7 protein-coding genes are annotated in these 13287 nt (G+C 40.0%); all 7 read right to left on the bottom strand.

All coding sequences use genetic code 11. From position 1 onward, the window contains the following. Positions 1-45: 45 nt before the first annotated feature. A complete protein-coding gene (locus BGP15_RS00515) occupies positions 46-3297 on the bottom strand; it encodes a TonB-dependent receptor (RefSeq protein WP_312745637.1) in 3252 nt (1083 codons plus the stop codon). Between the two features lie 100 nt (positions 3298-3397). Continuing rightward, a complete protein-coding gene (locus BGP15_RS00510) occupies positions 3398-4396 on the bottom strand; it encodes a fasciclin domain-containing protein (RefSeq protein WP_286768413.1) in 999 nt (332 codons plus the stop codon). Between the two features lie 3 nt (positions 4397-4399). Further along, on the bottom strand, positions 4400-5743 hold the full coding sequence (locus BGP15_RS00505) for a fasciclin domain-containing protein (protein ID WP_286768412.1): 1344 nt from the start codon (positions 5741-5743) through the stop codon (positions 4400-4402). Continuing rightward, a complete protein-coding gene (locus BGP15_RS00500) occupies positions 5733-6854 on the bottom strand; it encodes a fasciclin domain-containing protein (protein ID WP_286768411.1) in 1122 nt (373 codons plus the stop codon). The genes BGP15_RS00505 and BGP15_RS00500 overlap by 11 nt, the downstream gene beginning before the upstream one ends. 11 nt (positions 6855-6865) lie before the next feature. Then, positions 6866-8071, bottom strand: coding sequence for a hypothetical protein (locus BGP15_RS00495; protein WP_115049744.1), 1206 nt, complete (start codon positions 8069-8071; stop codon positions 6866-6868). Then, on the bottom strand, positions 8071-9705 hold the full coding sequence (locus tag BGP15_RS00490) for a DUF4397 domain-containing protein (RefSeq protein ID WP_286768410.1): 1635 nt from the start codon (positions 9703-9705) through the stop codon (positions 8071-8073). Before BGP15_RS00490 ends, BGP15_RS00495 begins: the two co-directional genes overlap by 1 nt. A gap of 103 nt (positions 9706-9808) precedes the next feature. Continuing rightward, positions 9809-13273, bottom strand: coding sequence for a TonB-dependent receptor (locus tag BGP15_RS00485; protein WP_286768409.1), 3465 nt, complete (start codon positions 13271-13273; stop codon positions 9809-9811). Between the last annotated feature and the right edge of the window lie 14 nt (positions 13274-13287).

Genomic DNA, 13287 nt, shown 5'->3' with positions numbered 1-13287 from the left:
AACTATATATCCGCTATCCTTTTAGGTTTTTCCCAAATGACCAAATTAGAATGTATATCGAACCCCACATTGTATTTGTGCTCTTGAGTTAAAATAATCGATGCTATAAGGCTGCCCAGGATCACTAAAGGTAAATACGGGCCAACTATCAGCATTTTGCCTCGGCGGAAATAATGATGGGGTAAGCCCCACACTACTCGTCGAATTAAATGTATTGGGCGAAAAATATTGAATACCCCATTTCTTGGAGATTAGATTAGTCAAGTTCATAACATCCACCGAAAATGTTATAAATTGTTTCTTTGACTTCTGAAGAAAGAGATCATGTGCAATTCGTAGATCTGCCTGTACATTCCATGGCGTACGTCCCATATTACGCTCTGTAAAATCTCCTCTACGAGAGCTCAGATAATCATTACCATCAATGAACCGATTAAAAGCATCTGCTTGCTGCTGAGCAGAAAGACCATTTGCAAGATCTTTAAAGTAATGAATTGTTTCTGTCTGTCTTGGAATATAAACCAAACTTACTTGTTGTGGCAAGCCTTGTATGCTATTATTGACGATACCATAGGTAAATGGACTTCCAGATTGCGCACTGATATACAAGGTAAAATTCGTACGTCCTGCATTACGCCAAATTTGTTCGTAATTTATACTCGAAACGATACGGTGACGGATATCGAAATTACTGTAAGCTAACTTTGGATTATTAGGAATAAGTGACTGATTCAGTTGCCAGTTACTTTCCATAGAATTACGTACGCCATTACTTAAATCCTTTGATTCTCCATAGGTATAACTCAGTGTAGCATTCATTTTTTCTTTGATCGTTTTTCCAATGGTCCCTGTTATACTGTAGCGGTAGCCTTGATTGGTATTACTCAGAAGATATACATTCGAGAAACGATTATCCACATTACCGCTATAAACAGGTTGTTGTTTATTGACGTCATATCCATACCATAATGGGTTATCCTTGTTGTTCAGCTGCTGAAATAGAACATCTTTAATATTCTTTGTATAAATACCTTCAACCGTAAATTTCCAGCTTTCAACCTTGTAATCTATACCCAAGCTAGACCGCAGCACCTGCGGCAGTACAAAATTGTTATCGACCAGATCAACCTGCGTTTTTCCGGTACTTGGATCATTAATGACAGCGCCATTCTGCGCTATAAACTCACCTATTCCATTCGGACTTGGCTTTATAGGGTCAGACCCAGGTGCAAATGGTTTCTGATCTGCTTTTTGATCGAAAGCGCCGTAACTGTTCCCCGTATTATAGTATGCATAAGCCAGCCAAGCAAATGGTATACGCCCTGTAAACAAACCGGCACCACCCCGGACAGTCAGTTGTTTATTGTCCATTGCCTCCCATCGAAAGCCAATTCTCGGAGACAACTGTATCCTATTTAGAAACTCATTTCTTAACCGATTCGGCGGTGTATAGGTGTAGGTTGTACCAAAAGTGGGGTCAGACCACATGTCATTGACTTTATCACTTCGTGTCGGCATTGTTGGCAAAGCTGCCACATCCGCACGGAGTCCAGGTATGATTTGGAAACGATCATTTATACGGATTTCATCCTGAATGTAGAAACTATACATATCAACAGAGAAGTTAGCCGCGGGATGATCCAAAATGTAAGAGTGTGAATTATCCTTATAGTTGTAACTTCCTCTTACGCGATACGGAACATTCGCGACGAAATCTGCAATACTATTGTAATCAACCCGGCCATTCCAGCTGTTAACAAACCCATACCGAATGCGATAAAGCTCATTATGTGTTCCAAATAACAATTTATGCCTGCCTTTTGTCCAATTTAGATTGGCCGTAATCTCCCAGGTACCTTGTCGCATGTTAAATATACTAGCTTCACGATCAGTTCCAAGATAAATTGTTGTGCCCGGTGTACGCCCTTGTATCTGTACCTGAGGTAAGGAAGGATCACTTAAAGGGTCGCGTCGATCATTTACCTGTGTATATCCCAACACAATATTGGAAGAAAGATTATTACTAAATCTACTTTTCAATTCTGCAACGGTACTTGTTTGGTTGTTCTCTTGTTCAAAGGCCATACTACTGAACCGAAAATCCTGTTGATCCCGATCCATATGAGTTGCCTTACTAAAGATTGTATTGTTACGGATTGCCAACTGATGTTTGGCATTTATATTCCAGTCTAAACGATTGAAAAACTTGGTTGACCGGGACCAATTTGTATAATTACCTGCGGTTCCAATATTAAAAATATCACCATAGCGTGAACGAGCGGCTTCGGCTATTGCTTCTACATCGCGCTGCTCCAAAATATGAGCTGTTTCGATAGTCCCAACACGCAACTGCGTAGGATCTTGGCGCCTGGTAAACTCCTCATTACTGAAAAAGAATAATTTATCTTTTATCAAAGGAAACCCTATTCGGAAACCTGTTTGATAATCATAAAAATCTTTATTCATTTTCCCCAAAGTTCCCACGCGGTCCTTACCCGTTAACGCGGCATTCCGCCCATAGGCGTAAACCGAACCTTCAACTTGGTTTGTACCACTTCGCGTGACAGCATTGACCGAACCGCCTGTAAAATTTCCGATCTTGACATCGTAGGGTGCCAAATATACTTGCATATCCTGAATGGCGTCTATTGATATGGGGTTTGTTCTTGTACTGCTCCCCGCCATTCCTGAGGTCCCGGTTTGTCCGCCAAGAGAGGGGCTAAAACCTATTGCATCATTATTGATGGCACCGTCTATCGTGACATTATTATACCTAAAGTTTGTACCACCGAAACTATTATCGCGACTTCCTTGCGGTGTAAGCCGAGTTACATCGGTAATCGAACGGTTGACTGTAGGCATATTCCTTACTTGCGCGCCACTGAAATGATTTCCTGTCCCTACTGTCCCAGCCCTTGTATCACCTTTCCGGCCAGTCACAACGACCTCACTAAGTGTTTCATTACGCTGTTGCATAATAAAGTCCGTCTGCAAGGTTTCTCCCAAACGCACAAATATATTTTCTTTACGTTCTGTTTGTAATCCAATGCTACTTACATCAACTGTATATGGACCGCCAATACGAATATTATTTAAAGTAAAACGTCCATCTTTATCAGTCGATTGCACATAACGGGTCCCTGTTGGTGTGTGTATCACAGTAACGGTCGCCTTCTCCACAAGAGTTCCACTGCTACTTTGCACCTTTCCGTTAATTGTACCCGAAGTTTCCTGCGCAAAAGAATTGAGCGCTTGCAAAAGAAACAAAAAGAGTAAAATTAGCTTTAGTATTGACATTATAGGATAGAAAGTCATGGTTGATCTTCCTATGCATATACTGTCATTTTGATATCTATTCATTGCTATGTTTCATTAATTCGTTAGATAAATCTTCTTATTACTGTGTTAGCCGGAGCCCCTGATCAACAATATGTAGTACCCCATCTCCGGTAAGGATATCCTGTTTCTGTAATAAGACATCATTTGTATTCCCCAAACCCCGAAGTGTTATGCCGCTGAAAGAGCCCGGAGAACTGGTATTTGGAACCAACATAATATCAACACTGTTACCATCTAGCATGGTTTGCTTAGACATATTTGTATTACCCGTACTCAAGATATAGTCGTACACAAAACGACGGTCATGGAGAATATGATAGCGGACTATTTTTTTCAGATCGTCTAAATTGGCCAGCTCCACATCCTGCACGGATTGAAATCCCAGCAGATTCATAGCAGCATTATTCGGTGCAAAAACCGTATAGGCTCCCTGATTTGTTTTTTCGGATAAAATGCCGGTCCTTTTTATAGCACGAGCAAATATGCTGATACTCGCATCTGCGTTGATAGCATCGACAATCTTATCATGTACATAGGGAGTCATAACGCGGTCGAGCACTTGAATCAGTCCATTAGATGCAGGCAAATTTTGTGTCAATATACGTGCTCCATTCAGTGTCAGTACTGTATCGGCGCCTTTGACCCAGTGTGTGGCATAGACCTTACCGCGACGTGTTTTCAATTCTTGATTAAACAGAAAAGGAAGCTTATTGAGCTCATATTTTCCATCCAGTATGTGATAATTAGCGATATTAGAAACTATTGCTGCGCGTTCAGACAGCATGCTCACCACAGTTGGATAACCCGCCTTTCCAAAGGCATTGTCGGATGGAACAAGCAAAGTATAGGGACCTTCGCCCTTTTGCAGCTCTTTATCCATATTACTGACGCGCAATGCAGCATTAAATACCGATAAATTAAAATTATCGGCAACGACCAAGTTGACCTTATTATTGTCAAAATTCGTCGTGTTTTCTTCCTTTTTACAAGCAAATAATAGATTGATCGTCAGCAAAAATAGGCTACACTTGCTATAACTAAAATTATGTCGTCTCATCTTTTATTTAAGTTTAAATCCTTTTGGAAGCAGTAGGTTATCAACAACGTGGATCGGTCCATTGACCGTATTGATATCTGTCTCAATAATATTGATCGGTGCTTGCTCGGCTTCTTTGATTTTCATTTGGATCTGGTTTCCATTTTTAGAAAAAGCTAAAGGCATCTTATAAGCGTATCGAACCTGACTACTCCCCCCTATATTCACATAATAATCGTTTAACAAGGCAGGATCCAGATCATTACTATAAAAGACTGTATTATTGGACATCGCTATGCCATAAGCAGGATCCTCAGTTGCAAACACTCTGCCCCAATTGCGATGAAAACTGAATAAAGTATCTGTCGGATATGATCCACGTGGTTCAAAATACAAGTCGTCGTATCTTACATCTCCCCGTTTAGCATTAAAAGCTAAAATATCGGCCACGCTATTAAACCCTGCTTTTCGAAAGGCATCATCTGTTGGTGCAAATGTGGCTGTCAGGTTGAGATTAGGTAACTCATTGTAAAATGGATCCCTATCGATATCCCATCCTCGTTGATAGGAAACTCTGGCCTCTGGATAATAGCTCAAAAACTCCTCTTTACTCATACGATATCCCCATAGAGGCTCAATATCATCCAACATTTTTTCATAAAACATTTCCTCGGATAAACGTTGGGATTCCACAAAAAAAGTAAACCTTCCGTCAGCTATTAGCGCCTCCAATATGGTCATAGTAGGCTTTTCGATCACTTTTTCCAACATATAGATACCGCCATTTGTCGCGGGCTCATAAGTTAATTTTCCTTTAGACTTACCATTGACTAGCAAATCGCCATCTTTCACAGCGAGATAATGACGATAAGCATAGATGTCGTAACGTCTGCCGACTGGCTCGGTATTATCATAAAAAGGTACTCGATAATTTTGATTTTTTAACATCGATCGAACCATGAGACTATATTTACCAAGTTTAGTTTGGTTAAGATCTCCTAAAAAACTGTAAAATTGAACGAAATCGGCAGCTTCCTCAGTAGTCATTTTTTGAATAGTCTCTAGTGTTATTCCAACTTGCTTTAACGCATTATCGGTTGGCGCCAATACGGTCACTTTTGTATTGACTCCAGCAGCCTTAATCAGTGCTACAATGTTACTTTTCTGCCATGCTGCTAAAAAAACTTTTGCTTCGTTATGCTCTGTCAATAGTTGCGTAACATCCTGTGAAGCTTCGTTTTTATAGGGAACTTCCTCCCCCACAAGCTCCGGCATGAACTCAGTTTTTTGGCAAGATAGCAGTACAAACACAGCAGTAGTACATAACAACAGCATATACCAAACGGCATTTATTGATTTATTTTTCATCTTTTCCTTTTTTTATCGCTTGATCTGGGCTTACCAGCCCTTGATCTAAATCATGTACCAGACCATTACTACACAAATAGTCCATTTTAGCGCCAACAGCATACGTTACATCAGCGAGTATAATCGAATAGAAAGTATCATTGTCCAGGAGTCTCATATTATAACTCAATTTCCAAGTCGGATAGACTTCATTGGCAAAATATTCCATATAATGTACCTTATCTTTCAAGTGGTACTTGTAATTACCGTTCGAATTAATGATCGTAAAAACCTGTGAATCCGATATAAAAAAATGTTTATCGTACATGATGTAGGCACCAAACAATACCTCAGGGACGTAATTCTGTGGAACAGCACTATCCAAAAATTCCATCGTAATCCCTCTCTTTTCTAGGGCCTCATTTGTTGGTGCAAATACTGTAAAAGGGCCTTTTCCAGCAAACTGATCCCACAGACCAAATTTCTTCAGTCCAGCCACAAAAACGGTATAGTCTTTCTTGTCACTGAGCCAATCCTGAATATTTTTTTCAAATTGTGGTTTCATAACCTTATCCAGCACATGCAACACCCCGTTGGATAAAACCACGTCTTTGCGGATCGCTTTCGATCCGCTAAAAAACAGCATATTCACGGGATTAGTAGCCCCAGGTGAGACAGAACCGATTGAGGCATACAATTCGGAACCTTCCAGTGTTGCATACCTAAAATCCACTGAGTTACTCGGAATATCGCTCACATAAAGTCGCCTCGGGAGAATATGATAAGAAATCAGTCTCCGCAAGCTATCCTTATTCATTCGATCAAAATCGGTTGGACGAAACACACCGATCTCATTAAAAGCGAGATCGTTTGGAACGAGAACTGTAAATGGACCTTTGCCATTTAGTTCGACATTCAGACCAGTTCTCTCCAACGCTGCATCAAAGAGGCGCATTTCATAATTATTACGAATAAAATCGGCTGCCGGTCGTATATTTTCATTAGGTTGGGGCACCGTGAGATTATCATGTTTGCAGCCTTGTAGCAACAAAATAAATAAGCACGCAGAAAACCAGCCTGTAGCATGAAGCAGTGAAACCTTCTGTTCTATTTTGCTATTATATTGAATCATTTCTGCTAATTTTAGTAAATAGGTGGAGCATATTTTCGTTGTATCGTCGTTAGGTAGACGCGACCATTGACAATTTCGATCGTATTGACCGTTGCGAAAGTGCGTGGATTATCCTTTCCCGAATGTACGTTGACCAACAAATTTGGAAGCAGTGTTCCGTTTTCATTACTGGTCAATCCTACTTTTCCGTTTAGGAGACAATTAAGTACAGCCCAATTGCCACCTGTATTTGTCTCGCTGTCATAAAATGGATTCGCGACGGGATCCATTCCAGGTGTAAAAAAGTCAAATCGTTGCCAAATAGCTGTGCGGATACCGTTGGATTTACTACTCGCCCATAACGGAAAACTTGCATAGGCGTTCACTTCATTTGAACTTGTATTACGTTTAACGGTCGTCAAAAAACGCCCTTGGTAACCATTTACTTTTGCAGCATAATGGCTGAGCTCTTCCTGACTTTCATAAAGTGACAAAAATACATTCATATCATCCTTAACACCATTTTTGAAGCTTTTCAACCGATAATCATCATCTTTTAAGCTTGCATCGGCTTCCCAGAACCCTTTTGCACTCATATTGTAAAAGTTTACGTACACCAATGAATCTGATAAAGGGAGTTTATAGAAATTTTCATGTCTCAATAAGACTCCATGATCCTTCTTTAAAAAATCCCTTTGCAAAAGATGGAGTGTATAAACTTCTTTGCTTTGAAGATTGATCACCGTGTCAATTAGAATGTCATTTTTCAAACGATCTTCCAATTCGAAGAAGGGTACCGTATTTTTTGGACGATACGCAAATACGACCCTTACTTCGCCTGAAGGCACCTGAGCCCAGCTACTTAAGTCAAATCCGTTTAAAATAGGACCGACTAGGACATTTTCCTTTCCTGGATATTCGGGATTGCTTGGGTCTGTACTGTTCCCGATGTGAGAAGGATATGGGGGAGCATAAGGATCTCGTTTATCCAAGAAATCACCTATAATTTCCGCTCCTGTAAATTTTCCATCAGAACCTATTTTTGGATTGATAAGCATACAGAAATAGGGTACTTTATCATCTTTGCTACCCATAGTCTGTACGTAATTGACATTATTAAAAACACGTAGATAAGCCGGCTCGGCAATCTGTGTATATTCAATTTTCGTACAGGAAGCAAGCAATAGTATAAAAATGGCCAGTAGCCAAATACGACTTGATATATTTTGCTTTTTCATTATTTATTATGTTTGATAATGATCATTCGCGCTTTTTCTTTATCGGACGATACCGAACCACTTTTTCCAATCAATGCTACAGTATAAATCCCTGGCTCAAATGCTGGCAGAGGCCTTCCAATGGTTGTATACAGCGATTTATTTGCTATAAACTCCGTCGATTGCAATACGTCAATATCGTCGGCCCAGATACCTGGTATTACGTCTGGTTTAGAACGATAAGCCATTATTGCGTAGGGATTCGCCATAATATTTACATTGGTATAAGGCATATTAATCGAAGGGATCCCAGGTTGCAGATTTACATTGCCACTGTTTCCGAAAGGCTGTCCGTTAGGTAGCGTAAAGGTGATATAAGGATTGCTTGCCGATAGATTTAAAAAGCGATTAAAGAAGAAGAATTTAAAAGCTAGCCGGCTGTATGTCCCATCGTCTTCAGCCGGTAAAGGGAGCGTACCACTCACATCATTGGAAATGAGAAGCAATTGAGCCTTTCCATTTCGATCAGGATAGAGCCATAACGTATAATTTTGATTGCTCCGCAATTCCTGTTTAATCGTCGCAAGTACGTTTCCAGTTACATCTATAGCCTCAATATCATATTGCTTCTGGGTAAACACACTATAATTACTTCCTTTTCCAAATCCGATACCACTGGCAATAACCTTTCCATCGACCCTAAACCCTATCGATTGATCCTTATATGCATTTACACCTTGTATCCTCAAATAACTTTGATTCGTTGGCGCAGCAATATCTGTAATGATCTGAAACGAATTTTGATAGGCTGAAACTGTCTCATTCAGCTCATTGGAGAAATAATTAAATCGCTGTGGGGTGACTACGATCGTATAAACACCACCAGGTTGAAAATCCTGAATCGGAGCATAAGTAAAATTAGTAGACTTCGCATAATCTTTTGGGATGGTGGAAGTCGGTAAATCAATGAGCCCGTACTCAAACCGACCTGAGCCCAAAGAAGGAAGGGGTCTGCCATCTGCTACCAATATCTTGAATTGATAAGTCCCATAAGGCAACTCGATGTAATCAGAACTAATCTGAGAAGCTGCTATTGCACTGGTTTTTTGATTCACCAATGTACCATCTGCATAGGCTAAAGAAATTGGACCAACGAGATTTTCTTGCGGACCATTCATTCCAGTAGCTGGATTTTTAATTGTCCCACCGAGATTAACAATGCGGATTTTAAAATGGTCTGGCTTAGTGGGACTAGTCATAGCACGCGTTAGTGCAACAACTTCCGGTTGACCATTCATGAATAAGGAAGGAAGCAAAAAATAATCCTTGGGTTGCTCATAACTATTGTCAACCTTGACTTTAAAATCATGGTTCAAACCAAAACCCTGATAAAAGCGAGCTGCAAACGTAAGGTCTGCCTCTTCTTTCTGGTCAAAAAGATCTTGTGGAACTGTCCATATCTTTGTCAAACGTCCGTCTGTTGGGAAATATGAGGTTCCAGGATATTTATGATTCCCCGGATTTAACGGATGCAACACAACAAAACTTGTCAAGCTGTCGCCATTAGCAATAACCTGATTAAAGTCAGATAGATTAACAATTCTAGTATTTGAATTTGGCCGGTTTTCAGTTACAGGACGATTGTCATTAATCACATCCAGTTTTTCCTTTTTACAAGAAACAAAGGATAAAAAACATAAAGCTGTAACAGCAAAAAACCGACAACTCACGCGTTTACACATACTGATTTTCATTGGATTAAAATAAGTTATAGGTAAAACCGATCATAATTTCCGCACCGCGCTTATAACTTCTGTTGATATACTCATTTCCATACCACTTTCCTCCGGTTTGCGGATTCGCATAAACAGTTTTAATAGCAGGATTCATTATATTTTTGGCATAGCCTTTAAACAAGATCCGTTTATTTAGCTTTTGGGAAAAAACAAAATCAAGGTAAGGCACGGGCTGTGTATACAGATCCGGTTCCCCTGTCAGATTAATTTGGACTAAGCGTTCCCCAACCATATTAAAGGTCACAGTGAGATCGGTTCCTGATTTGTCGTTATCGTAGTTTAACCAAGCATTAATCGAATAAGGAGCCTGTTCAAACAACGGACTATTTTTTGGGGTATATCTATCCAGTGAACGATTTGCTTCATAACGCTCCGCAGATTTCTTAATTTCACTTTGAGCCAATAAAAGATTGGTACCCAAAAACAAGTTTTTTAAAGGATCATATAATGTTCCCAAATTCTTGACAACTTCAAATTCCAATCCCCATACCTTACCAATATTACCGTCATTCTGAAATTGGATGGTTGGAAATTCAGGATAAGTAGCAGCTAACCCTTTGGTTTTTAGATTAAAGACCTTAACCAATTGATTTTCTATACGCTTTCCAAAAGCCGATACGGCAATAACCTCTCCTTTAGCAGGAAACCATTCCCATCGAAAATCCGCATTTTGGGTATATTGATTTTTCAAATTGGGATTACCAACAACTAAGCCCATTTGAAAGGCATCAAATTCAAATACATTGGTAATCTCACGCAATTCGGGTCTCGCCAGAGTCGTGTTGAAGGCCCCACGAAAATTCATATTGTCATTCAACGTATAGGTTGCATTGACAGAATAGAATGGTTTATATTTTGTTTTATAGACAGAATTGGGATTAATCGGATCCAGAGGAATACGTGTACCATCTGGAGATGTTGCGGTCAGTGCAGGGTCTAAAAATACATTCGCAGTATCCACTGTCGAACCAATATTTGTCATCTCAAACCGAACTCCTCCGGCCATGCGGAATCGTTCAGCAATCTTGAGATCCAGCATACCATATAATGCATTGGTTTCAAAATAACCTTTGTAGTTATTTGGCGATTTTTGGCTATTGTATAGAAAACCACCTACTGGCATCATACCTTCACCCTGCCCCGCTTTTGGTAATACAACACCTACAATTTCATTGCTTACCAAACGGTCTAAATTACCCTGAACATCATATAATGGAATTGATTTATTTCCAGTGAAATTAGACCCTGGCAGAAACAGCTGGTTTTCTGTAAATTTACGATCCCTAAATAAATAATTGAATCCCGTTTTAAACAACTGCTTTTCACCCAATAGCCTGAAAGGAAAACTCAGATCAGCTTTTGCATTAAAATTATCTTCGTTCAAATTTCTCCATCTCCGACCATTAGGTTCAGCTTGAATAATACCATAATTTCCGAATCCGTTTACATAGCCCGATGTAAGTGCATAGAGATGTTCAGAATATACATAGTCGTCAAAATGAGCCTGCTCACCTATAATGGGACGCCGATACCATCCTCCACCCCGAGGTTTGTAGTCTACAAGACTAGCAAATCTAAAATCCGGATCATTCTGTGTGGACTTTGAAGTTGCAACATTATAACTCAAACGAGGCGAGAGCTCATTTTTCAAAAACTTATGTTCGCCCTGTAGGTTAAAGGTATTCAGATTACGGAAAGTCTGTTTAAGCGAATGAATAGTACTTCTGACTTCGCCAGGCAAACCCGAATACTCATAGCGTCCATTTAAATTTGTTGCGATAGACTCTCCTCCCCAGCTTCCCAAATATTGCATACTGACCTCATGCTGTGGATTAAAACGGTAGGTGACCCCTACAAGTGTACCATAGTTTAGTGTTTCGGTTCCTGTATTTTCACGATAAGTTTGATACTTCCCCATAAAAAGACTATTCGGTGTAATATAATTAGGGATATTTCTAAAACTAAAAATATCAGGGTTACCAGTCACTATCCCTTGATAGATGCTATACTGGGTCAGTTCGCCCTGATAAATATCAGCGGTTCTTCTATAATAATTTCCTCCGACAACAAGCCCCAGTTTGTGTTTTCCAAAAACATCATAACTATTACCGAATGTTGCCGAGTAAAGTTGATTCATGGGCGCGCGGCGGTATCGAGTTGTCATAACGGGATCAAACCCTTTCATAATCGCATTAACCCGGTTTACCTCCTGGTATCCTGAGGGACTATAGTTGCTATTGGCGATCATATCCTGGATAGAACTTAATCCATTGGGATATTGCGTTGCAAGATTTAGAAAATCCGAGGAAAGGTCTTTTTTATTGATTCGTGTTCCCAATAATCCCATCTCACTGTTCCAAAAGCTGTTATAATTCCCACCCAAACCAATGTTGGAATTGAGCCCGGTTTGAGCGATAAGCTCAAATGTCATTTTCTCAGGTACAGATTTCGTTTTCAGCTCAACGATACCCGAAGCAGCATCGGCAGGTTTGTCTGGTGTTACTGTTTTATAAACGGTAATATTATCCAATAAGGAAGCCGGAACAAGGTCCAATGGGATGGCACTACGGTCAGGATCAGAAGAAGCCAATCTTACGCCGTTCAACTGACCGATCACAGATCGATCACCTAGCCCTCTTACTGCAACATATTTATCATCAGTCACCGTAACACCAGTAACGCGCTGTAACGCCTGTGTAGTTGTGATACTGGCCGTACGCTCAATCAATTCAGCCGAAATAGCATCCTGTACAATAGAAGCGCGTTTACGTTCTTCCAGCACGGCCGTTTCAGTGTTCATTTTACGCCTTGCCTGAACGGTGACCTCTTCCAATGCTGTAGCAAGAGGGCTCAATCCAATAACAAGGTTTTCCTTTACATCATTAATTTCAATTTCCTTGGTCTGATAGCCCAGATAGGAAAGAACGAGAACAGTAGGAATTTTAGAAATCGATAGCGAAAAGTTTCCATTTGTATCAGAATTCGTTCCTCCAGATGTCCCTTTAACACGGATAGAAACACTGGCCAATGTCCTTTTTGTCTGTTGATCAATAACTCGACCAACCAAGCGCTGCTGCAATACATCGGCGGGCTCTTCCAGCACAGTCCGAAGCGCCGTAACAACAACCAGTTTATTTTTCACAACATAACCGAACGGTTGTCCTGCAAAACATATATTCAATGCTTCTTCAACAGTTGCATTGTTTAGATTGACATTAACGGGTTTTGCTCGGTTAAAGAGCCCATTATCGTAAAAAAAGTCATAACCGCTCTGCTGCCTTATTTCTTTTAAAATAGCTGGGATATGACTATTTTGTTTGTTAAGTGTAATACGTTGACCGTAAGTAAACGCACTGACTTTCACCAACAAACAAGTTAAAAATACCATGGTGATTTTCATAACACGCATGCATTGATAAAAACTCATATATTTGTTGTTGT

The organism is Sphingobacterium sp. 40-24, from assembly GCF_001899705.1.
Classification (GTDB): Bacteria; Bacteroidota; Bacteroidia; order Sphingobacteriales; family Sphingobacteriaceae; genus Sphingobacterium; species Sphingobacterium multivorum.
This window is presented reverse-complemented; position numbering and strand designations above follow the sequence as displayed.

Bases quoted from the DNA above. Each gene is read 5' to 3' on its own strand.
- BGP15_RS00515 (WP_312745637.1), bottom strand. From the start codon at position 3,297: ATGTCAATACTAAAGCTAATTTTACTCTTTTTGTTTCTTTTGCAAGCG.
- BGP15_RS00510 (WP_286768413.1), bottom strand. From the start codon at position 4,396: ATGAGACGACATAATTTTAGTTATAGCAAGTGTAGCCTATTTTTGCTG.
- BGP15_RS00505 (WP_286768412.1), bottom strand. From the start codon at position 5,743: ATGAAAAATAAATCAATAAATGCCGTTTGGTATATGCTGTTGTTATGT.
- BGP15_RS00500 (WP_286768411.1), bottom strand. From the start codon at position 6,854: ATGATTCAATATAATAGCAAAATAGAACAGAAGGTTTCACTGCTTCAT.
- BGP15_RS00495 (WP_115049744.1), bottom strand. From the start codon at position 8,071: ATGAAAAAGCAAAATATATCAAGTCGTATTTGGCTACTGGCCATTTTT.
- BGP15_RS00485 (WP_286768409.1), bottom strand. From the start codon at position 13,273: ATGAGTTTTTATCAATGCATGCGTGTTATGAAAATCACCATGGTATTT.